The 22141-nt window shown below is 61.3% G+C and carries 17 protein-coding genes; 8 read left to right on the forward strand and 9 right to left on the reverse strand.

The annotated features are described in order from the left end of the window. The first annotated feature begins 8 nt into the window (after positions 1 to 8). Together purU and fdhA are read left to right on the forward strand one after the other, a co-directional pair. Positions 9 to 866 (forward strand): formyltetrahydrofolate deformylase, encoded by an 858-nt coding sequence (gene purU / locus PP4_RS01800; protein ID WP_016484540.1) that lies wholly within the window; start codon positions 9 to 11, stop codon positions 864 to 866. Between the two features lie 270 nt (positions 867 to 1136). Then, on the forward strand, positions 1137 to 2336 hold the full coding sequence (fdhA, locus tag PP4_RS01805) for a formaldehyde dehydrogenase, glutathione-independent (RefSeq protein WP_016497631.1): 1200 nt from the start codon (positions 1137 to 1139) through the stop codon (positions 2334 to 2336). Between the two features lie 191 nt (positions 2337 to 2527). On the opposite strand, the gene PP4_RS29755 is transcribed toward fdhA, so the two are convergent. Then, a complete protein-coding gene (locus PP4_RS29755; protein ID WP_080642752.1) occupies positions 2528 to 3289 on the reverse strand; it encodes an RHS repeat-associated core domain-containing protein in 762 nt (253 codons plus the stop codon). A gap of 194 nt (positions 3290 to 3483) precedes the next feature. Between PP4_RS29755 and PP4_RS01810 the strand changes: the two genes are divergently transcribed. Beyond that, the gene (locus PP4_RS01810; RefSeq protein ID WP_016497632.1) at positions 3484 to 4059 is read left to right on the forward strand and encodes a DUF2780 domain-containing protein; all 576 of its coding nucleotides are present in this window, start codon (positions 3484 to 3486) and stop codon (positions 4057 to 4059) included. Positions 4060 to 4135: 76 nt separating this feature from the next. Here PP4_RS01810 and PP4_RS29760 read toward each other — a convergent pair whose 3' ends face one another. The 3 genes from PP4_RS29760 to PP4_RS01825 all read right to left on the reverse strand — a co-directional run bounded on the left by PP4_RS29760 (position 4136) and on the right by PP4_RS01825 (position 7389). After that, positions 4136 to 4831 carry an RHS repeat-associated core domain-containing protein gene (locus PP4_RS29760; protein WP_016497633.1) on the reverse strand — a complete coding sequence of 232 codons (696 nt, stop codon included), beginning with the start codon at positions 4829 to 4831 and terminating at the stop codon, positions 4136 to 4138. A gap of 89 nt (positions 4832 to 4920) precedes the next feature. Continuing rightward, on the reverse strand, positions 4921 to 6270 hold the full coding sequence (locus PP4_RS01820) for an APC family permease (RefSeq protein ID WP_016497634.1): 1350 nt from the start codon (positions 6268 to 6270) through the stop codon (positions 4921 to 4923). Between the two features lie 231 nt (positions 6271 to 6501). Continuing rightward, positions 6502 to 7389 carry an acyltransferase gene (locus tag PP4_RS01825; protein WP_016497635.1) on the reverse strand — a complete coding sequence of 296 codons (888 nt, stop codon included), beginning with the start codon at positions 7387 to 7389 and terminating at the stop codon, positions 6502 to 6504. A gap of 182 nt (positions 7390 to 7571) precedes the next feature. Here PP4_RS01825 and rloA2 point away from each other — a divergent pair, with 182 nt between their 5' ends. The 5 genes from rloA2 (at position 7572) to creD (ending at position 13127) form a co-directional block, all read left to right on the forward strand. Beyond that, on the forward strand, positions 7572 to 8072 hold the full coding sequence (gene rloA2, locus PP4_RS01830; RefSeq protein WP_016497636.1) for a retropepsin-like aspartic peptidase RloA2: 501 nt from the start codon (positions 7572 to 7574) through the stop codon (positions 8070 to 8072). Positions 8073 to 8317: 245 nt separating this feature from the next. Further along, the gene (locus tag PP4_RS01835) at positions 8318 to 9271 is read left to right on the forward strand and encodes an IS110 family transposase (RefSeq protein WP_016497637.1); all 954 of its coding nucleotides are present in this window, start codon (positions 8318 to 8320) and stop codon (positions 9269 to 9271) included. 210 nt (positions 9272 to 9481) lie between these two features. Further along, positions 9482 to 10162: a two-component system response regulator CreB gene (creB, locus tag PP4_RS01840; protein ID WP_016497638.1), complete on the forward strand. Its 681-nt coding sequence runs from the start codon at positions 9482 to 9484 to the stop codon at positions 10160 to 10162. After that, positions 10162 to 11598: a two-component system sensor histidine kinase CreC gene (gene creC / locus PP4_RS01845; protein ID WP_016497639.1), complete on the forward strand. Its 1437-nt coding sequence runs from the start codon at positions 10162 to 10164 to the stop codon at positions 11596 to 11598. The genes creB and creC overlap by 1 nt, the downstream gene beginning before the upstream one ends. Before the next feature lie 200 nt (positions 11599 to 11798). After that, positions 11799 to 13127 (forward strand): cell envelope integrity protein CreD, encoded by a 1329-nt coding sequence (creD, locus tag PP4_RS01850; protein WP_016497640.1) that lies wholly within the window; start codon positions 11799 to 11801, stop codon positions 13125 to 13127. A 147-nt stretch (positions 13128 to 13274) separates the two neighbouring features. On the opposite strand, the gene PP4_RS01855 is transcribed toward creD, so the two are convergent. The 5 genes from PP4_RS01855 to aceE all read right to left on the reverse strand — a co-directional run bounded on the left by PP4_RS01855 (position 13275) and on the right by aceE (position 22084). Then, complete coding sequence (locus PP4_RS01855; protein ID WP_041167498.1) at positions 13275 to 13898, reverse strand: glutathione S-transferase; 624 nt, start codon at positions 13896 to 13898, stop codon at positions 13275 to 13277. Between the two features lie 3 nt (positions 13899 to 13901). Beyond that, entirely contained in the window at positions 13902 to 14570 is a 669-nt protein-coding gene (msrA, locus tag PP4_RS01860) for a peptide-methionine (S)-S-oxide reductase MsrA (protein ID WP_016497642.1), read from the reverse strand. 168 nt (positions 14571 to 14738) lie between these two features. Further along, complete coding sequence (locus PP4_RS01865) at positions 14739 to 17426, reverse strand: putative bifunctional diguanylate cyclase/phosphodiesterase (RefSeq protein WP_016497643.1); 2688 nt, start codon at positions 17424 to 17426, stop codon at positions 14739 to 14741. 361 nt (positions 17427 to 17787) lie between these two features. After that, complete coding sequence (gene aceF, locus PP4_RS01870) at positions 17788 to 19425, reverse strand: dihydrolipoyllysine-residue acetyltransferase (protein WP_016497644.1); 1638 nt, start codon at positions 19423 to 19425, stop codon at positions 17788 to 17790. Between the two features lie 13 nt (positions 19426 to 19438). Next, positions 19439 to 22084 carry a pyruvate dehydrogenase (acetyl-transferring), homodimeric type gene (aceE, locus tag PP4_RS01875; protein ID WP_016497645.1) on the reverse strand — a complete coding sequence of 882 codons (2646 nt, stop codon included), beginning with the start codon at positions 22082 to 22084 and terminating at the stop codon, positions 19439 to 19441. Positions 22085 to 22141: the final 57 nt, after the last annotated feature.

The following is a 22141-nucleotide window of genomic DNA, read 5'->3' on the forward strand; positions in this document are numbered from 1 at the left end:
AGCAGAACATGAGTCGGGCACCGGATACCTGGATTCTCACCGCCGACTGCCCGAGCATGCTCGGCACCGTCGACGTGGTGACGCGTTACCTCTTCGAGCAGCGCTGCTACGTGACGGAGCACCACTCCTTCGATGACCGGCAGTCGGGGCGTTTCTTCATTCGCGTCGAATTCCGCCAGCCGGATGATTTCGACGAAACGGGCTTCCGTGCCGGCCTGGCCGAGCGCAGCGAAGCGTTCGGCATGGCCTTCGAGCTGACCGCACCCAATCACCGCCCCAAGGTGGTGATCATGGTGTCCAAGGCTGACCACTGCCTGAATGACCTGCTGTACCGGCAGCGCATTGGCCAGCTGGGCATGGACGTGGTAGCGGTGGTTTCCAACCACCCCGATCTCGAGCCCCTGGCGCACTGGCACAAGATTCCTTATTACCACTTCGCCCTTGACCCCAATGACAAGGCGGGGCAAGAGCGCAAGGTGCTGCAGGTGATCGAGGAGACAGGTGCCGAGCTGGTTATCCTCGCCCGTTACATGCAGGTGTTGTCACCCGAGCTGTGCCGGCGCCTGGATGGCTGGGCGATCAACATTCACCACTCGCTGTTGCCAGGGTTCAAAGGCGCCAAGCCTTACCACCAGGCGTACAACAAGGGCGTGAAAATGGTCGGTGCCACCGCGCACTACATCAACAACGACCTGGACGAAGGGCCGATCATTGCCCAGGGCGTCGAGGTGGTGGACCACAGCCACTATCCGGAAGACCTGATTGCCAAGGGGCGGGATATCGAATGCCTGACCCTGGCGCGGGCTGTGGGTTATCACATCGAGCGGCGGGTGTTCCTCAACGCCAACCGCACGGTCGTGCTCTGACATCCTGTACCGGCCTCTTCGCGGGACAAGCCCGCTCCCACAGGTTCATCGCCATGTTCGAAAGAGCGGTGAGCCTGTGGGAGCGGGCTTGCCCGCGAATGGCCTCACACCTTTGTACCTGCCGCTAAAAGACATCCCCCTGTCGCTTCCAGTCAGCGCACCCCGGCCTATCAGGCCCACAATTCCCTGCATTCCAGTAACACAAGCCGCCCATGGATGGCGGCGCGTTCAACCACCGCTGCATAAATAAAAATCAAGCGAGGTAAGAGCATGTCTGGCAATCGTGGAGTGGTATATCTCGGCGCCGGCAAGGTCGAAGTGCAACACATCGACTACCCGAAAATGCAGGACCCGCGTGGCAAGAAGATCGAGCACGGCGTCATCCTGAAGGTGGTCTCCACCAACATCTGCGGCTCTGACCAGCACATGGTCCGTGGCCGCACCACTGCCCAGGTCGGCCTGGTTCTGGGCCACGAAATCACCGGTGAAATTGTCGAGATCGGGCGTGACGTCGAACGCTTGAAAATCGGTGACCTGGTGTCGGTACCGTTCAACGTTGCCTGCGGCCGCTGCCGCTCCTGCAAAGAGATGCACACCGGCGTCTGCCTCACCGTCAACCCGGCCCGCGCCGGTGGTGCCTACGGCTACGTCGACATGGGCGACTGGACCGGCGGCCAGGCTGAGTACGTGCTGGTGCCATACGCCGACTTCAACCTGCTGAAACTGCCGGACCGCGACAAGGCCATGGAAAAGATCCGTGACCTGACATGCCTGTCCGACATTCTGCCTACCGGCTACCACGGTGCCGTGACGGCTGGCGTAGGCCCAGGCAGCACCGTTTACGTTGCGGGCGCTGGCCCGGTCGGCCTGGCCGCTGCTGCCTCGGCCCGCCTGCTGGGCGCGGCCTGCGTCATCGTCGGTGACCTGAACCCGGCCCGCCTGGCCCACGCCAAGTCGCAAGGCTTTGAAGTGGTCGACCTGTCCAAGGACACCCCGCTGCACGAGCAGATCATCGACATCCTCGGTGAGCCGGAAGTGGACTGCGCCGTCGACGCCGTCGGCTTCGAGGCCCGTGGCCATGGTCACGAAGGTGCCAAGCACGAGGCCCCGGCCACCGTGCTGAACTCGCTGATGCAAGTGACCCGCGTGGCCGGCAACATCGGTATCCCGGGCCTGTACGTAACCGAAGACCCAGGCGCGGTAGATGCCGCTGCCAAGATCGGCGCGCTGAGCATCCGCTTCGGCCTGGGCTGGGCGAAGTCGCACAGCTTCCACACCGGCCAGACCCCGACCATGAAGTACAACCGCCAGCTGATGCAGGCGATCATGTGGGACCGTATCAACATTGCTGAAGTGGTGGGGGTGCAGGTGATCAACCTGGATCAGGCGCCAGAAGGGTATGGCGAGTTTGATGCGGGTGTACCGAAGAAGTTTGTGATTGACCCGCACAAGATGTGGGGCGCGGCGTGATTTAATTCACTTGGACAGAAAGCCCCTCTCCAGAGGGGCTTTTTTACGGCTGCATTACCGACTTTAAAGTCTGCCTCGCCCATTGTAGGAGCGGCCTTGTGTCGCGAAAGGGGTGCGAAGCAGCCCCCGACGGTACGAGCACTTGCACCAAGTTCCTGGGGAAGCTTCGCAGTAGATCTGCCCGCGGAACATTAACGCCTGATACGACTAGGTTCTGGAGCTGGTGGCGAAATTTCATTAATGGCAGTTGAATACTTTGGCGAGAAATTGACGGGTTGCGTTAGATCGCTGCGTAAGCGACTGCGAAGGCGCAACGATAATTCACCGAGACGCTTCAGTTCTTCCTTCATGTGCTCAGGGGCGTTGTCGGGATGTATTCTCATATATCTCAAGTCAGCATGGATTATTCTTCTACGCTCTCGAATCTTGGAAAGGCCTTGCTGTATCCGTGGAGGAAAGTTGTCTTCAAAATACTGATAGTTCGGAAGCAGTAGATTCTCCGATTCAGCTTGAGCAAAGGATGGGGGCTGTGTGCCCTGTTGTCGAGCAGGTTGTAGTTCTTGTGGGGTGAGTTCGGGTTGCAGTTGTGCTTGGGCTTGAGCTCTATCACGACTTCTGGTCCGCCCGAATAGGTTGGCGATGCCTTTAATTGGACTCAGCCAACTTTGACCTGATGGATCTAACCGATTGACTGGATCGCCACTACAGTAGGCATATGCATTAATACCACCTGCGTCAAACGGACTTAATCTGTCAGCTGAGTGAAATCGCTGCAGGACGGGATTGTAAATGCGATGACCGTTACCAAGGGCATAGAAACTTGTAAATGCATCTCGGAGCTGGCCATTGAACGCCAAGAGACGTTGCTCTGCGGGTGCATTGATTGCATAACCGTACGGCGTGTAGGCAGAGGAATGAGGTGTGCGGTCAGAATCAGGGTGCTGCTTCATCATCTTGGCCTGCTTGATGTGAATTGTTGTTACCAGTATTAGGATGTCGAACGCATAGCGCTACTGATAGAAATGACAGGTTGGTACCACTGACCTGGGCTGTTTGATAGCCTCGACAACCGGCCCGGAACAAACCGTGAAACCTTAAGTCAAAACCCTCGTTTCCCAGGCCATCCCGGCCCACGAGGTCCCTCCCGATGAAAGCATTCACCCTGGCAACCCTTATGACCCTGGCCGCAAGCCCGGTGTTTGCCTTCAACCTCAGCGATGCTGCCAACGCCGTGTCCGCCATGCAAACTCAGAAGCAGCAGGGCCAAGTACAGGCTCCCGAGGCACAGGCCAATCTGCTGAACACCTTGGGCAGCGAATTGAAGATCACCCCCGAACAGGCCGTGGGCGGAGCTGGGGCGATGTTGGGGCTGGCGCGCAACAACCTGAGCAGCGATGACTACGGCCAACTGACCAAGGCAGTGCCAGGGCTGGACCTGCTGGCCGGTGCGAATGCGTTGGGCGGGTTAAGTGGGTTCGGCGATTTGCTGGGCAAGAACAGCGAAAGCGAGTCGGCCCTGAGCAACGCGCTGGGCAACAACGTGGAAAACCGCAGCGACCTGGACAGTGCGTTCAAGGCGCTGGGGATGGATACCGGGATGATCGGGCAGTTTGCGCCACTGATTCTGCAGTATTTGGGGCAGCAGGGGATTGCTGGGTCATTGTTGCAGAACCTGAGTAGCCTGTGGACCGCGCCGGCATCTACACCAGCCCCTTCGGTGTAAAAAATAGAGGGCACTGAAACGTATTCATAGTCAGCGCTTAGGCGCGAGATCAGTGCCCTTTTCTTTAGTCTCATATTTAAATTGAGCGGGTTTTACGGATCTCCTTTCTGAGTTGATCAAATCGTTGTTTCGTATTTTCAAGAATTCCAAATCTTTCTTCATCTGCTACGTCAATCTCAATTCCATTGGACGCGCGCATTTCGATTTTTTTGCGGAGGTCAGCGAACTTATTTAGCAATGGCTCATTTTTCATGAGCTCTCTTTCGTAATATTTTATAAGTTCTGCCCGGTATCGAAACTGGTCAAGTCTAGTCAGCTCTGCTTCATCTGTATAGTTTATGCGTAAGGGTAGATTACTGAATCGTGTTATTTTTTTGATCGCTGTGACCGGCGTGGTCAGAGTGCCCGGTATTACCTCGACCCCAACAGTAGGAGGAGCGGGTCGATCAAAAATCGATATCAGGCGTTTGAACGCTTTCTTTGGAGTTAGCCATATACTCGCCCCTCGCATATGGCCTGTGGGGTCTTGATAATTGACCGGGTCACCTTCGCAAAAAGCGTAAGCGTTGAGCCCGCCCTGCTCAAACGGGCTGAGGTGGTCCGGAGCATGGAAGCGCATCAGAACAGGACTATAGCTGCGGTAGCCTTGGCCCAACGCATAGGCGCGGGCGGCAAGATCATATCGCTCACCATTAAAGCCAAGCACAGCGTTCTGGTTTGTGTAGTTATTACTCTGCCCATATGGGCAGTACGTAAACATTGCTACTGACACAGGGCTGGCCTCGCAAGACGGTCTGCCTCAGTCTTGATGTTTGCAAGGCCATGCACAACTAGCAGAATTATCAGTACCCGTCTTTGAGGTCAGCCGGCTTCGGAGAAGTCCACCATACGCACTGGGCGGCGGAAACCGGCAGTCAGCGCCGCCAGATACGCCAACCCCAGCGCAAACCAGCACAACCCGATCACCAGCGTCAGCGCCGACAGGCTCGTCCACAGCCACAGTGTCAGCCCCAATCCCACCAGTGGCACCACGCCATAGCTCAGCAGCCCCTTGGCATCCCGCTGGCTTGCATCGTCCATCAGGTGCGTCTTCACCACCGCCAGGTTCACCGCCGAGAACGCCACCAGCGCGCCGAAGCTGATCAGCGAGGCGAGGGTAGCCAGGTCGATCACCAGCGCCAGCAGCGAGAAGGCTGACACCAGCAAGATAGCGAACACTGGCGTACCAAAGCGCGGCGACAGGTAGCCGAAGCTACGGCGTGGCAGCACGTTGTCGCGGCCCATGGTGAACAGGATGCGCGACACCGCCGCCTGCGAGGCCAGCGCCGAACCCAGGCTGCCTGCAACATAAGCGGCGGTGAAGAAGTTGGTAAGGAACTGCCCGCCAGCCTTGAACATCACTTCGTTGGCCGCCGCATCGGCATTGGCGAAGCTGCTGCCCGGCAGCACCAGTTGGCTGACGTAGGCCAGCAGGGTGAACAGCAAGCCGGCAAACAGGGTGGTGAGGATGATCGCCCGTGGCACGTCGCGGCGTGCGTCGCGGCATTCTTCGGCCAGGGTCGATACGGCGTCGAAGCCGAGGAACGACAGGCACAGCACCGCTGCGCCAGCCATCAAGTGACCGAAGCCTGGTTTGCTGCCGTCACCCAGCAGCGGCGACAGCAGATCGAGCGGCTGGCCGGCGAGTGTCTGGCAGGACAGCGCGACAAACACGCCGATAAATACGATCTGCGCGCCGACGATCAGGTTGCTGGTCTTGGCCACCGAGTTGATGCCGACCACGTTCAGCACTGTCACCAGGGCGATGCAGGCGAGTACGAAGGCCCAGGCGGGCACTGCCGGGAACGCGATGTTGAGGAACAGGCCGATCAGCAGGTAGTTGATCATCGGCAGGAACAGGTAGTCGAGCAGCAGCGACCAGCCGGCAAGGAAGCCGATATTGGGGCCGAAGGCCATGTTGGTGTAGGAATACGCCGAGCCCGCCACCGGGAAGCGTTTGACCATGAAGCTGTAGGACGCAGCGGTGAACAGCATGGCCACCAGGGTGACCAGGTAGGCGCCGGCGGTGCGGCCACCGGTGAGTTCGGTGACGATGCCGTAGGTGGTGAAGATGGTCAGCGGGACCATGTAGACCAGGCCGAAGAACACCAGGGCGGGGAGGCCGAGAACACGGCGAAGCTGGGCGGGGGTAGAGCTAGGTTGGTTGGCCATTGATCGATCCAGGCTTTTTGTAATTGTGCTTTGATCGATTTTTATCCACTTAGGTGGGGTGTGACAAAGAAGTAATCCTAATGTCGATTATTAGCCAGGGTTTTAATCGGGCTTTACAGTGGCTTCACCGGCCTTATCGCCGGCAAGCCAGCTCCCACAGAATGCCCGCATTGGCCAATGCTTGTGCAGTCCCTGTGGGAGCTGGCTTGCCGGCGATAGGGCCAGTACAGATCAGCCCAGCTCTCCCCGCAGCTCCTCGATCCGCTGGTCCTTCGCCGCCCACAGCTGGTTCACCCAGGCCTGTACGGTCTGCCGGAACTCGGGGTCATTCTCGTAATCGCCCGCCCACAATGCCGGGTCCAGCTCCCGCACCTGAATGTCGATAATCACCCGGCTAATGCTGCCATTGAGCAATGCCCAGAACCCCGGTGCCTGGTTGCCGGGGTACACGATGGTCACGTCCAGCAGTGCATCCAGTTGTTCACCCAACGCCGCCAGCACAAAGGCCACGCCGCCAGCCTTGGGCTTGAGCAGGTAGCGATACGGTGACTGCTGTTCCTGGCGCTTGGTTTCGGTAAACCGGGTGCCTTCCAGGTAGTTGACCACGGTCACTGGCTGACGCTTGAACAGCTCGCAGGCCGCCTTGGTGATCTCCAGGTCCTTGCCCTTGAGCTCGGGGTGCTTTTCCAGAAACGCCTTGCTGTAGCGCTTCATGAACGGGTAATCCAGCCCCCACCAGGCAAGGCCCAGCAGCGGAACCCAGATCAATTCCTTCTTGAGGAAGAACTTGAAGAAAGGCGTGCGGCGGTTGAGGCTTTCGATCAACGCCGGGATATCGACCCAGGTCTGGTGGTTGCTTACCGCAAGATAGGAGGTGTCCTTACGCAGGTTCTCTACGCCGCGGATGTCCCACTCTGTAGGAATGCACAGGGCGAAGATGGCCTTGTCGATTTCCGACCAGGTTTCGGCCACCCACATCACTGCCCACGAGGCATAGTCGCGGCCACGGCCCGGCAGCACCAGCTTGAGCAGGGCAAAGACCAGCAGCGGGCAGATCAACACAACAGTATTGAGCAGCAGCAGAGTGGTGGTAAGAATGCCGGTCAGCAGGCGACGCATAAAGAGACTCTTGTTGTGGGAAATAATCGGCTGGCAATGATAAGCAGGGCAGTGGCCTACGCCAAATGTCCAATGCCCTGCGGCGGCAACAAATGTTTCACATTATGTTGATTAGGCTTGGGACAGCGAACCTATCCTGCCAGTGCAGTCTAAGCACTGACCCTTCTCAAGGAAGCCTGCTTGTGAAATCTCTGTTTGCCATGTTGTCACTGTTGGCGCTGCCAGTAATGGCCGCCGAACCTACAATCTACGGCCGGTACGAGAACATCGCCCTGCCTGAGCTGGGCGAAACCCTGAAGGCCAAGATGGACACCGGTGCCTTCACCGCGTCGCTGTCGGCCAAGGACATTGAGCTGTTCAACCGCGATGGCGACGAGTGGGTACGTTTCCGCTTGGCGACCAAGGACTCGGACGGCAAGGTGTACGAGCACAAGGTCTCGCGCATCAGCAAGATCAAGGGCCGTGCCGATGAAGAGGAAGAGGGCGATGCGCCGGAAATTTCCAAGCGCCCGGTGGTGGACCTGGAGCTGTGCCTGGGTGACGTGAAGCGCACCGTGGAAGTGAACCTGGTGGACCGCAGCAGCTTCAACTACCCGCTGCTGGTGGGGTCCAAGGCGCTGCGTGAGTTCAAGGCCGCGGTCAACCCGGCCAAGAAGTTTACCGCTGGCAAGCCCGATTGCTGATTCAGGCTGCCTGCACTGGCCTCTTCGCGGGCACGCCCGCTTGTATGGTTAGACTTGAAGGGGTGGTGGGACTAAATGCCCGATTCTGACTGTTCACAGCAGTACAGACCGTGGGAGACATCGCCCCACCCCTTCCACCAAAGCGCCGATAAAGAATGCATCGTTTGCAAACGACGATAGAAGCAAGCCAGCGCCTCTTGGTGAAACCCCTTCAAGCCAAAAAACCATAACGTGAGGAGGCTCCCGTGGCAATGCAGGTTGGCAAATTGATCGTCGGTGCGGATGTCGCGAAAGCTGAGTTAGTGATTCATCACGATGATCGCGATGAGATCATCAAGGTGAAAAATACCAAACCAGAAATCAAGAAATGGCTGAAGCAACAGCCTCTCAACACGGCAATTGCTGTTGAGGCGACCAATGTTTACCACCTGGACTTGGTTGAGCTGGCCCATAGCCTGGGTTTCGAGGTCTATGTCATTGATGGATTCCAACTGAGCAACTACCGCAAAAGCGTGGGTGTACGGGTAAAAACGGACCCCACTGATGCTCGGTTGTTGTCCCGTTTTTTGAGAAACGAGGGGGAAGACCTCCGCCCTTGGACTCCCCCTCCCGCCGTCTACGGCAAGCTTCAGAGCCTTCTGCGACGCCGAGCGGCCTTGGTGACTGCCCGCACGGCGATGACTCAGAGCTGGGCTAATGAAGCCCTTTTGAAAGCCGCCTTCACAACCTTTGTAAAATCGATAGACCGGCTGGATTTGTTGATCCAAAAGAAAATTAAAGAAGTGCTGCGCGAAGCAGGGCTGCACGAGCAAGTTGCTCGCTGCCAGGCGGTAGAGGGTATTGGGTTTCTCACGGCCACTGCCTTGGTAATGGCTTTTATGCGGGGCGAGTTCAAGAGCAGTGATTCGTACATTGCATTCCTGGGAATGGATCTACGAGTGATTGATTCTGGGCAGAAGAATGGACGTCGTCGCCTTACCAAGCGAGGCTGCTCAGAAATCCGTCGCCTGCTGCATAACGCGGCGATGTCAGCCAGCCGGACGGCCACTTGGAAAGGGCTCTACGAACAGCATCGCAATGCGGGTAAAGCAACAACCCAGGCGTTGGTAATCCTGGCCAGGAAGCTTGCACGAGTGGCATTCGCCCTGATGAAGAATCAGGACGAATATGTCACCAAGGGTGGGAAAGCGCCTTGCTGAAAACCATAGAATCTCCCACAGGTTAACGCTGCTCTCGAAGGCTGGGCAGTATGTGTAGGAGCTGGCTTGCCTGCGATGGGCCGCAAAGCGGCCCCATGATCTCAGCGCTGAAGCAGATATTGCCGGGGCCGCTCTGCGGCCCTTTCGCGACACAAGGCCGCTCCTACACAATAGTGCGTCGCCATCGACATCTGCACAGGCCGCGCATCCATGCCCCATATCCTCATCGTCGAAGACGAAGCCGCCATCGCCGACACCCTGGTCTACGCCCTGCAGGCCGACGGCCACAGCACCGAATGGGTGACCCTGGGCGGCGCTGCCCTCGACCAGCAGCGCCAGCGCCCGGCCGACCTGATCATCCTCGACATCGGCCTGCCTGACATCAGTGGCTTCGAAACCTGCCGCCAATTGCGCCGTTTCAGCGACGTGCCAGTGATGTTCCTCAGCGCCCGTGATGGTGAAATCGACCGGGTGGTGGGCCTGGAAATTGGTGCCGACGACTACGTGGTCAAACCCTTCAGCCCGCGTGAAGTGGCTGCGCGGGTGCGGGCGATCCTCAAACGCATGGGCCCCAGGGCCGACCCGGCTACCGATGCGGCATTGTTCCAGCTCGACACCCTGCGCATGCAGATCACCTATCGCGGTCAGCCACTCACGCTGACCCGCCACGAATTCCGCCTGCTGCAATCCCTGCTGGAGCAGCCGCAGCGGGTGTTCAGCCGAGAACAGCTGCTTGATGCCCTGGGGGTGGCCTCCGATGCCGGGTACGAGCGCACCATCGACAGCCATATCAAAAGCCTGCGCGCCAAGCTGCGCCAGGTCGCGGGTGATGCCGAGCCGATCCAGACCCACCGCGGCCTCGGCTACAGCTACAGCCCGGACCATGCCTGATGCGCCTGGGCATCCGGATCTTCCTGGTGTACTTCCTGTTCGTCGGCCTGGCGGGCTACTTTCTGCTCAACACGGTGCGTGAACAGATTCGCCCGGTGGTACGCCAGTCTTCCGAAGAAACACTGGTCGACACCGCCAACCTGCTGGCCGAGATCCTGCGCGATGACGTCAAGGCCGGCACCTTGAGCCAGAGCCGCCTGCCGCAAGTACTCAAGGCCTACGGCTCGCGCAGCCCGGGCGCGCAGATCTGGGGGCTGGCCAAGAACCAGGTCAGCCACCGCATCTATGTCACTGACGCCAAGGGTATCGTGCTGCTGGACTCCAGCGGTGAGGCGCTGGGCAAGGATTACTCGCAGTGGAATGACGTACTGCTGACCCTGCGTGGCCAGTACGGCGCCCGCTCCACCCGCAGCGACCCCAATGATGAAAGCACCTCGGTGATGCACGTTGGCGCACCGATCATCGACGACGGCAAGGTCATCGGCGTGGTCACCGTGGCCAAACCCAACAGCTCGCTGCAGCCGTACATCGACCGTTCCGAGCGGCGCCTGCTCACGCTGGGCCTGGGGCTGATCGGCCTGGGCTTGCTGATTGGCGCGGCGCTGTCGTGGTGGCTGGCACGCTCGCTCCGCCGGCTGGCCCGTTATGCCCAGGCGGTCAGCGAGGGTGAGCGGGCTGCGTTGCCGCACTACAAGGGCGGCGAGCTGGCGCACCTGGCCCAGGCGGTGGAACGCATGCGCACCCAGCTGGAGGGCAAGGCCTATGTCGAGCGCTATGTGCATACCCTGACGCACGAACTGAAAAGCCCGCTGGCGGCCATTCGTGGGGCTTGCGAGCTGCTGCAGGACGAGGGCATGCCCGCCGACCAGCGCGCGCGCTTTGCCGGCAATATCGAGCGCGAGAGCGAGCGCTTGCAGCAGATGGTCGAGCGCCTGCTCAACCTGGCCAGGGTCGAGCAGATGCAGGCCCTGGAGGATGAACAGCAGGTGGCGCTGGCGGCGCTGGTGGACGAGTTGCTGTTGGCTCATGGGGCGCGGATCGAAGGCGCCGGTTTGCACGTGCGTCAGCGGGTGCCGGCTGGTTTGCGCTTGCTGTGTGATCCGTTCCTGATGCGCCAGGCGCTGGCCAACCTGCTGGATAACGCACTGGATTTCACCCCCGCAGGTGGCGCCCTGCTGTTTGACCTGGAGCGCGACGGCGAGCGGGTGGCATTGAGCCTGTTCAACCAGGGGCAGGCGATACCGGCGTATGCCATCGGGCGGGTCAGCGAGCGCTTCTACTCGCTGCCGCGGCCAGGGAGCGGGCGCAAGAGCACCGGGCTGGGGCTGAATTTTGTGGCCGAGGTAATGCAACTGCATGGCGGGGCGCTGGCGGTGGATAACGTCGATGGCGGGGTGCGGGTGCGATTGTGGCTGCCGGTGCGGCGTATCAGCTGAGATAGCCGGGGCTGCTTTGCAGCCCATCGCCGGCAAGCCAGCTCCCACAGGTACTGCGCAGGTTTCCGGCTTTGTGCTGGACCTGTGGGAGCTGGCTTGCCGGCGATCTGGCCGTTGAAAGTACACACGATCTCCACACAAGCTCCCCAAAGCCTCCACGCAAGGCGCAGACACTTGCGCCCACTGCCACAGGAGGCCCCATGACCAAGACCCTCGGTTACAAACTCGGCATGATCGCCGTGCTCATATTGCTGCTGCTCATCCCGCTGCTGCTGATCAACGGCCTGATCGATGAGCGCCAGGCCCTGCGCGACAATGTGCTGCGCGACATCGCCCAAAGTGCCAGCTTCGACCAACAGCTCAGCGGCCCGCTGCTGGTGGTGCCGTACCGCAAATACCAGCGCCGCTGGATCGAAAAGGACGGCGAGCGCACCCAGGAAACCAGCACCATTGCCGGCCACTTGTACTTCCTGCCGGACACCTTCGCCGCCGACCTGGGCGTGGACACCGAACTGCGTGCCCGCGGCATCTATCAGGCCCGGCTGTTCCACGCCAAGGGACGTATCAGCGGCCGCTTCAAGCTCCCGGAGCGTTGGGGTATCGACAAGGACTTCGACGACTACCGCTTCGACAAACCCTTCCTGGTGGTGGGCATCAGCGATATCCGCGGCATCGAGAATGGCCTGGAACTGAGCATGGACGAACAGAAGGTGCCGTTCGAGGCCGGCACCCAGCTCGACTGGATGCGCGGTGGCGTGCATGCCAGCCTGCCGGGTTTGGACGGTATGCAGGCACGGAAATTCAGCTACGGCTTTGACCTTGCTTTGCAAGGCACCGGCCAGTTGCACATCGTGCCGGTGGGCCGCACCAGCAGCGTTGACATGCGTGCCAACTGGCCGCATCCGAGCTTTGTCGGCAGCTATCTGCCCAACCGCCGAGACATCGATGCGCAAGGCTTCAGCGCCCACTGGCAGACGTCGTTCTTCGCCACCAACCTTGAAGATGCCCTGCGCCAATGCGCCACTGCCGGCCAGTGCGAAGACATCAGCGAGCGCAGCTTCGGCGTGAGCTTTGTCGACCCGGTGGACCAGTACCTGAAGAGTGAGCGGGCGATCAAATACGCGTTGCTGTTCATCGCGCTGACCTTTGCAGGCTTCTTCCTGTTCGAAGTGTTGAAAAACCTGAGTGTGCACCCGGTGCAGTACATCCTGGTGGGTGTGGCGCTGGCGTTCTTCTACCTGCTGCTGTTGTCATTGTCCGAGCACATAGGCTTTGGCCTGGCGTACGGGCTGTCGGCTTCGGCGTGTGTGCTGCTGATCGGCTTCTACCTCAGCCATGTGTTGCGCAGCCTGGCACGAGGGGTGGGGTTTGCGGCGGGGTTGGCGGCGCTGTATGCGCTGCTGTATGGGCTGCTGAGTGCCGAGGACTATGCGCTGCTGATGGGCTCGCTGCTGTGCTTTGGCTTGCTGGGGGTGTTCATGGTGCTGACCCGACGGCTGGACTGGGCGCGGGTGGGGAGGTCGGCATGAGGGAGGACAAAGAAATCGGGCGGTGGTTGGCCTACAGGATTGGGCTGTTGTTTCCTGTGGCAGCCAAGTGAGGAATTCGCAGCACAAGGCTGCTCCTACAGGCGGTGGCATCCCCTGTAGGAGCAGCCTGGGCTGCGAATGTCCCTGTCAGGCTGTCGGTGCTGTGGCGACCATCGACGGCCGCTTGGCCACCTCTGCATACCACGCCGCCAACCCAGGCTGGCGCTCACGCCAGCCAAACTCCGGCTGACGCAGATCCAGGTATCCCAGCGCACAGGCCACGCCAATCGCCGCCAGGTCGAACCCGGACACCAGCTCGGGCAGGTGCTCCTGCTCCAGGTTGGCCAGGCTACGGCGGATCTTGTCGCCTTGCGCCTGCAGCCAGCCGTCCCAGCGTTTGTCTTCTGGGCGCAGGAAGCTTTCATAGCGCGACGATACTGCTGCATCCATGATCGCATCGGCCTGCGACACCAGTGTCAGGCGCCGCCAGCGCGCCGAGCCTTCGCGGGGCAGCAGTGGCAGGCCGACATGTTGCAGGTCGAGGTATTCGCAGATCACCCGGCTGTCATGCAGCACGGTGCCGTCGTCCAGGCGCAGGGCCGGGATCTTGCCGATCGGGTTGTCGTGGTTGAGCTGCGGGTCGCCGCTGACCGGGCTGATGTTGACCGGTTGCAGCGTCACGCGCTCAAGCTGGGCGGTCTCGTGCAGCACCACCATGACCTTGCGCACGAAAGGCGACAATGGCGAGTGGAACAGGGTCATCGTGGCCATGGTTCAGTTGCCCTGCAGGCTGGGTGGCAGGCATACACCGGTGCCGCCGATGCCGCAGTAGCCTTGCGGGTTCTTGGCCAGGTACTGCTGGTGGTAGGCCTCGGCGAAGTACACGGTCGGTGCCTGGTCGATTTCGGTGGTGATTTCACCGAAGCCGGCCTTGTTCAGCTCCGCCTGGAAGGCGTCGCGGCTGGCCTTGGCCTGTTCCAGCTGTTCAGGGCTGGTGCAGTAGATGGCCGAGCGGTACTGAGTGCCGACATCGTTGCCCTGGCGCATGCCCTGGGTCGGGTTGTGCAGTTCCCAGAACATCGCCAGCAGCTCGCGGTAGCTGACCTTGTCCTTGTCGAACACCACCAGCACCACTTCGGTGTGGCCGGTCAGGCCCGAGCAGACTTCTTCATAGGTAGGGTGAGGGGTGAAGCCGCCGGCGTAGCCGACCACGGTGCTGACCACACCTTCACGCTGCCAGAAGCGCCGCTCCGCGCCCCAGAAGCAACCCAGGCCGAAGATGGCGAAGTCGATGGCGCCTTCGAAGAAGGGGCCGAGCAGCGGGGTGCCTTCGAACACGTAGTGGAACTCGGGCAGGCTCATTGGCGTTTCGCGGCCAGGCAGGGCCTGTTCCGCAGTTGGCAGGACGTTTTTGTTCACCAGGATTTCCGAACGCAGGACCATGGCCGTTCCTCTGTGTTTATTCAGTGGGATAGGTGTTGGGGCCATCGCCGGCAAGCCAGCTCCCACAGGCATATCACAGGTCTGGAAATCTGTGCGGTCCCTGTGGGAGCTGGCTTGCCGGCGATAGGGCCCGAATAGGTTCTATAGTGCCCGAGGATTACGCCGCTGTCAGGCCACTGGTCCGCGCGGATAACGCTTCAGCCGCTCGGCCAGCTCGCGCCCCGGAATCGGCCGGTCGAACAGGTAGCCCTGGCCCACGTCGCAGCGGTGCCGGCGCAGGAACGCCAACTGCTCCGGCGTCTCGATACCTTCGGCCACCACCTTCAGCTTGAGGTTATGGGCCATGGCCACCACGGCCGAGGTGATTTCCATGTCGTCCTGGTTATCCGGGATTTCGTTGATGAAGCTGCGGTCGATCTTGAGGATGTCGATCGGAAACTTCTTCAGGTAGCTCAGCGACGAATAGCCGGTGCCGAAGTCGTCCATGGCCAGGGTCAGGCCCAGGGCCTTCAGTTCGTCCAGCTGGCGGTGGGTGTCTTCGCTGGCTTCCAGCAGCAGGCCTTCGGTCAGCTCCAGCTCAAGCAAGTGCGGGGGCAGGGCTTCTTCGTTGAGGATGGTGCTGATGGACGCCACCAGGTCCGGGTCGGAGAACTGCTTGGGCGACAGGTTGATGGCCACGTGCAGGTTGCCCAGCCCGGCCTCGCGCAGTTGCTTGCTCATGCGGCACGACTGGCGTACTACCCACTTGCCGATGGGGATGATCAGGCCGGTTTCTTCTGCCACGCTGATGAACTGGTCCGGGCGGATCATGCCGCGCTCGGGGTGGTTCCAGCGCAGCAATGCCTCCAGCCCCAGCAGGCGGCCGCTGCGCAGGCAGATCTTGGGCTGGTAGAACACCTCCAGCTCGTTCTGGGTCAGGGCGCGGCGCAGGTTGTTCTCGACGAACAGCTTGTAGCTGGCCTCGGCGTTCAGCACCTCGGTAAACACCTGTACCTGATGCTTGCCGTTGGCCTTGGCCTTGTGCAGGGCAAGGCCGGCATTTTTCATCAGGCTGGCGGGGTCGACGCCGTGCAGCGGTGCACAAGCCAGGCCTACCGAGGCGGTGACGTTGATCAGCTGGTTGTCGACGAACATCGGCTTGTCGAGTGTGCTCAGCAACTGCAGCGCAACGCCCTGGCCATCTTCCAGGCTGGTGTCATCGAGCAGCACGGCGAACTCGTTACTGGCAAAGCGCGCCAGGATGCCACCGCTGTGCAGGCTGTTGCGCAGGCGCCGGGCCAGGCTGATCAGCAGCTTGTCGCCGGTCTGGTGGCCGAGGCTGTCGTTGATGCGCTTGAAGTTGTCGATGTCTACCAGCAGCAGGCACATCGCGCTTTCGCCATCGCGGACGAAGCGCTCGTCCAGGCTGCGGATGAACGCCGGGCGGTTGCCCAGGTTGGTCAGGTTGTCGGTGTAGGCCAGGCGCTCGATGCGCTGCTGGGCCAGCTTGGTCTGGGTGACGTCTTCGTAGATGCCGATGTAATGGGTCAGCTCACGGTTGTCGCCGTACACCTTGGAAATCGACAACTGGCCCCAGTAGGGCTCCAGGTTTTTACGCCGGCTCTTGAATTCGCCCTGCCAGCTATTGCCCATGGCCAGGCTGGAGGGCGAGTCGAACAGCAGTTCGCTCAGGTTTTCCAGTGCAGGCAGCTCGCCCAGCTGGCGGCCTTGCACTTCGTCGGTGCTGTACTGGGTGATGGCGGTGAAGCTTGGGTTGACGTATTCCACCCGGCCATCGCGGTTGACCAGCAGGAAGGCGCTGGCGCTTTGCTCCACCGCACGCTGGAACAGGTGCAGTGCGCTGGCCGCCGCGCGCCGGTTGTGGTTGGTGATGACCTGGGCGAACTGGTCGGCCAGCTCGCCGGCAAAGGCGATCTCGTCCGATTGCCAGGCCCGTGGCTGGCCGCTCTGCTCCAGGCACAACACGCCGACCACCTGGCCATCGACGCGGATACTGGCATCGAGCATGGCCTTGTTTTCGGGGCGCAGGCTTTGCGTCAGGGCGCGGGTGCGCGGGTCGTGGCCGGCGTTGTGGGCGTCGATGGCGCGGCTGGCGTGTAGTGCTTCAAGGTAGTCGGGGAAGCGGCTGGCATCGATGGCTTCGGGCTGGCGATGCTCCTGCGCGTCGCGGTACCAGGCGGTGATCGGTTCCAGTCGCTGGTCGTCCAGGTGCCAGATGCTGGCGCTGTCGACCTTGTAAATTTCGCAGGCGCTCTGGGTGATCAGCTGGGCGGCTTCCAGCAGGGAGTTCTCGGCGCTGTAGCGCTGGCGCGCCAGGCGCAGGATCAGGTCCTGCTGGCCGCGTACCCGCTCCAGGTGTTCCAGTTGTTCCTGCTGGGCACGCTGGTTCAGTTGCAGGGCCAGTTGCAGGCGGTTGTTGCGCGACTCCAGGTCGCTGGCGCTCTCGCCTGCGTCGTCGGGCTGGTCGTCGAGCACGCTCAGGTAACCGCGCAACAGCTGGCGGTTGTGCTGCTTGTAGGCTTCACCGGTTTCCAGCAGGCGCAGCGAGGTGGTTGGTGTGTGCAGGGAGTAGCGCACGCGGTAGTAGCCGCGCTGGGCCAGTTGCAGCTGGATCTCGTCGTGCAGCCGGTAGCGGGCCTCGGGCTCCATCAGGCTGGCGTAGGGCGCGTCCACCAGGGCACACAGGTCGGCGGCGTGCAGGCCAAACTGGCGCTCGCAGGCCGGGTCAAGGTAGAGCATGGACCAGGTGGCTTCGTTGAGCCTTTCGAAACGCAGCATACCGAGCCGCGAGGGCACGGGTAACGGCGTGACGACCTCGGCCGCCACACGGCTGGCGGCATCGGGTTGGCTTTTCATCGAAGACTCGCTTGAACAGGGAGCGCGGCCTTGGAGCGGCGGCGGATTCGGCAAGGTTGCATCATGTCCCGAGGGCTGGCAAGCGGCCATGCTTGATGCTGTGGACAGGTTATCGGCTGACGTGGCCGATTCTGTAGTTTGGCTGGAGATTTTGGGGCCGCTTTGCGGCCCATCGCGACACAAGGCCGCTCCCACAGGGAACCGCGATCGCCTTGTAGGAGCGGCCTTGTGTCGCGATGGAGGGCGAAGCCCTCCCGGCTTTCTCCAGGCAAAAAAAGCCCCGCCAATTGGCGGGGTTGAGGTACGAGCGTGGCAGCTCGAAAAGGGTACTGCCCCTCGCAAGGAGGGGCAGCGGGCTGCCTTACAGCAGCATGGTGCGGATATCGCCCAGCACGTCGCCCAGGCGCTTGGTGAAGCGCGCGGCGGCAGCGCCGTTGATCACACGGTGATCGTAGGACAGCGACAGCGGCAGCATCAGCTTCGGCTGGAAGGCCTTGCCATCCCACACTGGCTGCATGGTCGCCTTCGAGACGCCCAGGATAGCCACTTCCGGCGCGTTGACGATCGGCGTGAAGCCGGTGCCGCCAATGTGACCGAGGCTGGAGATGGTGAAGCAGGCACCTTGCATGTCGTCGGCCGACAGCTTTTTGGTACGCGCCTTCTCGGCCAGTGCAGCGGCTTCGGCAGCCAGTTGCAGCAGGCTCTTCTGGTCGACGTTCTTGATCACAGGGACCAGCAGGCCGTCCGGGGTGTCCACAGCGAAGCCGATGTGCACGTACTTCTTGCGGATGATGGCCTTGCCGCTTGGCGCCAGCGAGCTGTTGAAGTCCGGCAGTTCCTTGAGCAGGAAGGCGCAGGCCTTGAGCAGCAGTGGCAGCACGGTCAGCTTCACGCCAGCTTTTTCGGCCACGGCCTTCTGCGCAACGCGGAAGGCTTCCAGCTCGGTGATGTCGGCGGAGTCGAACTGGGTCACGTGCGGCACGTTCAGCCAGCTGCGGTGCAGGTTGGCGGCACCGACCTGCATCAGGCGGGTCAGGGCCACTTCTTCCACTTCACCGAACTTGCTGAAGTCCACCACCGGGATCGGCGGGATGCCAGCGCCACCGGTTGCACCGGCGGCTGCCGGGGCTTCCTTGGCCTTTTGCATCATCGCCTTGACGTAAACCTGCACGTCTTCCTTCAGGATACGGCCGTGCGGGCCGGTGGCAGCCACTGCGCCCAGCTCGACACCGAATTCACGGGCCAGCTGACGAACAGCCGGGCCTGCGTGAACCTTGGCATTGTTGCCAGCAGCCGGTGCGGTAGCCGCCGGTGCAGGGGCAGCAGCAGGGGCAGCAGCGGCAGGCGCGGCGGCCGGAGCAGCCTCAGCCTTGGCTGGCGCCGGTGCAGCAGCAGGTGCCGGTGCAGCAGCCGGTGCAGCGCCCGCGACTTTCAGCTTGAAGATCAGGTCGCCAGTGCCGACTTCGTCTTCCAGCTTGCACAGTACTTCTTCGACCACGCCGGCAGCCGGCGACGGGATTTCCATGGAGGCTTTGTCGGACTCCAGGGTAATCAGCGACTGGTCGGCTTCGACGGTGTCGCCGACCTTGACCAGCACTTCGATGATCTTGGCCTTGCCCGACGAGCCGATGTCCGGCACGTGGATGTCCTGCACGCTGGCAGCAGCCGGGGCTGCGGCAGGAGCAGGGGCGGCTTCGGCGGCAGGCGCTGGAGCAGCAGCCGGGGCAGCGGCCGCGGCCGGAGCCTCAGGCGCCGCAGCAGCGGCACCTTCGACTTCCAGCACCAGCAGCTCGTCGCCTTCTTTCAGGCGGTCGCCCAGCTTGACCTTGAGTTCCTTGACGATACCGGCCTTGGGGGCCGGGATCTCCATGGAGGCCTTGTCGGACTCCAGGGTCAGCAGGCTCTGGTCAGCCTCGATACGGTCACCGACCTTGACGAACAGCTCGATGATTTCACCTTCACCGCTGCCGATGTCAGGTACGCGAATGAGTTCGCTCACTTAAAAATACTCCTCAGCAGTCCAGTGGGTTGCGCTTGTCCGGGTCGATGCCGAACTTGACGATGGCGTCAGCCACAACCTTGGGTTCGATCTCGCCACGGTCAGCCAGGGCTTCCAGGGCAGCCAGTACCACGAAGTGGCGGTCGACTTCAAAGAAGTGACGCAGCTTCTTGCGGCTGTCGCTGCGACCGTAACCGTCGGTACCCAGGACTTTGAACTCTTTGCTCGGCACCCACTGGCGAATCTGCTCGGCGAACAGCTTCATGTAGTCGGTAGAGGCGATGACCGGGCCCTTGCGGCCGGCCAGGCATTCTTCGACGTAAGTCTGCTGTGGCTTCTGGCCAGGCTTCAGGCGGTTGGCGCGCTCAACGGCCAGGCCGTCGCGACGCAGTTCGTTGAAGCTGGTGACGCTCCATACGTCGGCACCGACGTTGAACTCTTCACGCAGGATTTTCGCGGCTTCGCGGACTTCGCGCAGGATGGTGCCGGAGCCCATCAGCTGTACGTGGTGCGCGGCTTCGCGGGTGTCTTCTTCCAGCAGGTACATGCCCTTGATGATGCCTTCCTCGACACCGGCCGGCATGGCTGGCTGCTGGTAGGATTCGTTCATCACGGTGATGTAGTAGAAGATGTCCTGTTGCTCTTCGGTCATCTTCTTCATGCCGTCCTGGATGATCACCGCCAGCTCGTAGCCGTAGGTTGGATCGTAGGTGCGGCAGTTCGGGATGGTACCCGCCATCATGTGGCTGTGACCGTCTTCGTGCTGCAGGCCTTCACCGTTCAGGGTGGTACGGCCGGCGGTACCGCCGATCAGGAAGCCACGGGTGCGGCTGTCGCCAGCGGCCCAGGCCAGGTCGCCAATGCGCTGGAAGCCGAACATCGAGTAGAAGATGTAGAACGGCAGCATCGGCTGGTTGTGGCAGCTGTACGAGGTACCGGCAGCGATGAACGACGACATGGCGCCGGCTTCGTTGATGCCTTCCTCGAGAATCTGGCCCTTCTTGTCTTCGCGGTAGAACATCACCTGGTCTTTATCGACTGGCTCGTAGAGCTGGCCGACGGACGAGTAGATGCCCAGTTGGCGGAACATGCCTTCCATACCGAAGGTACGGGCTTCGTCCGGGATGATCGGCACGATGCGCTGGCCGATTTCCTTGTCCTTGACCAGCTGCGCCAGAATACGCACGAAGGCCATGGTGGTGGAGATTTCGCGGTCGCCCGAGCCGTCCAGGATCGCTTTCAGCGTTTCCAGGGATGGGGTCGGTACGCTGAAGCTCTTGGCGCGGCGCTGTGGTACGAAGCCGCCCAGGGCAGCGCGACGCTCGGCCAGGTACTTGGCTTCGGCAGAACCTTCTTCCGGCTTGAAGAACGGCAGGTTCTCCAGGTCGGCATCCTTGACAGGGATGTCGAAGCGGTCACGGAAGTGACGCAGGCTGTCGACGTCGACCTTCTTGGTGTTGTGCGCGGTGTTCTTGGCTTCGCCAGCACCGGTGCCGTAACCCTTGATGGTCTTGGCCAGGATGACGGTCGGCTGCTCTTTGTGGTTCACAGCCTGGTGGTACGCCGCGTAGACCTTGTACGGGTCGTGGCCGCCACGGTTGAGCTTCCAGATCTCGTCGTCGGACAGGTCTTCGACCATGGCCTTGAGTTCTGGCGTGTTGAAGAAGTTTTCACGAACGTACGCGCCGTCTTTGGCTTTGTAGTTCTGGTACTCGCCGTCGATGACTTCGTCCATGCGGCGCTGCAGGGCACCGTTGGTGTCCTTGGCCAGCAGTGGGTCCCAGAAACGGCCCCAGACCACTTTGTTGACGTTCCAGCCACCGCCACGGAACACGCCTTCGAGTTCCTGGATGATCTTGCCGTTGCCGCGAACCGGGCCGTCGAGGCGCTGCAGGTTGCAGTTGATGACGAAGATCAGGTTGTCCAGCTTCTCGCGGCCGGCCAGGGCGATGGCGCCCAGGGATTCCGGCTCGTCGCACTCGCCGTCGCCCATGAAGCACCAGACCTTCTGCTTGCCGGCCGGGATGAAGCCACGGGCTTCCAGGTACTTCATGAAGCGTGCCTGGTAGATAGCCTGGATCGGGCCCAGACCCATAGATACGGTCGGGAACTGCCAGAAGTCAGGCATCAGCCATGGGTGCGGGTACGAAGACAGGCCGTTGCCGTCCACTTCCTGACGGAAGTTGTTCATCTGGTCTTCGTTGATGCGGCCTTCCATGAAGGCACGGGCGTAGACGCCTGGCGAAGCATGGCCCTGGAAGAAGATCAGGTCGCCGCCGTGTTCTTCGGTCGGCGCCTGGAAGAAGTAGTTGAAGCCGATGTCATACAGGGTGGCGCTGGAGGCGAAGCTGGAGATGTGTCCGCCCAGGTCCGAGTCTTTCAGGTTGGTGCGCATGACCATGGCCAGGGCGTTCCAACGCACCATCGAGCGAATGCGGCGTTCCATGAACAGGTCGCCAGGCATGCGTGCTTCGTGGGTGACAGGGATGGTGTTGCGGTATGGCGTGGTGATCGCATACGGCAGCTGGGAGCCACTGCGGGTGGCCAGCTCGCCCATACGGGTCATCAGGTAATGAGCGCGGTCTTCGCCTTCTTTGTCGAGGACCGACTCCAGGGCATCCAGCCATTCCTGGGTTTCGATTGGATCGAGGTCTTGCATGGCTTGCTCCAGGGCGGAAAGGCAACCAGAATCGATTGCCTGAAGTTGCGACTGGCC

It is taken from the genome of Pseudomonas putida NBRC 14164 (assembly GCF_000412675.1).
GTDB classification, from domain to species: domain Bacteria; phylum Pseudomonadota; class Gammaproteobacteria; order Pseudomonadales; family Pseudomonadaceae; genus Aquipseudomonas; species Aquipseudomonas putida.

Coding starts and splice junctions, on each gene's coding strand:
- purU (WP_016484540.1), top strand. CDS start 9: ATGAGTCGGGCACCGGATACCTGGATTCTCACCGCCGACTGCCCGAGC.
- fdhA (WP_016497631.1), top strand. CDS start 1,137: ATGTCTGGCAATCGTGGAGTGGTATATCTCGGCGCCGGCAAGGTCGAA.
- PP4_RS29755 (WP_080642752.1), bottom strand. CDS start 3,289: ATGATGAAGCAGCACCCTGATTCTGACCGCACACCTCATTCCTCTGCC.
- PP4_RS01810 (WP_016497632.1), top strand. CDS start 3,484: ATGAAAGCATTCACCCTGGCAACCCTTATGACCCTGGCCGCAAGCCCG.
- PP4_RS01820 (WP_016497634.1), bottom strand. CDS start 6,270: ATGGCCAACCAACCTAGCTCTACCCCCGCCCAGCTTCGCCGTGTTCTC.
- PP4_RS01825 (WP_016497635.1), bottom strand. CDS start 7,389: ATGCGTCGCCTGCTGACCGGCATTCTTACCACCACTCTGCTGCTGCTC.
- creB (WP_016497638.1), top strand. CDS start 9,482: ATGCCCCATATCCTCATCGTCGAAGACGAAGCCGCCATCGCCGACACC.
- creC (WP_016497639.1), top strand. CDS start 10,162: ATGCGCCTGGGCATCCGGATCTTCCTGGTGTACTTCCTGTTCGTCGGC.
- creD (WP_016497640.1), top strand. CDS start 11,799: ATGACCAAGACCCTCGGTTACAAACTCGGCATGATCGCCGTGCTCATA.
- PP4_RS01855 (WP_041167498.1), bottom strand. CDS start 13,898: ATGGCCACGATGACCCTGTTCCACTCGCCATTGTCGCCTTTCGTGCGC.
- msrA (WP_016497642.1), bottom strand. CDS start 14,570: ATGGTCCTGCGTTCGGAAATCCTGGTGAACAAAAACGTCCTGCCAACT.
- PP4_RS01865 (WP_016497643.1), bottom strand. CDS start 17,426: ATGAAAAGCCAACCCGATGCCGCCAGCCGTGTGGCGGCCGAGGTCGTC.
- aceE (WP_016497645.1), bottom strand. CDS start 22,084: ATGCAAGACCTCGATCCAATCGAAACCCAGGAATGGCTGGATGCCCTG.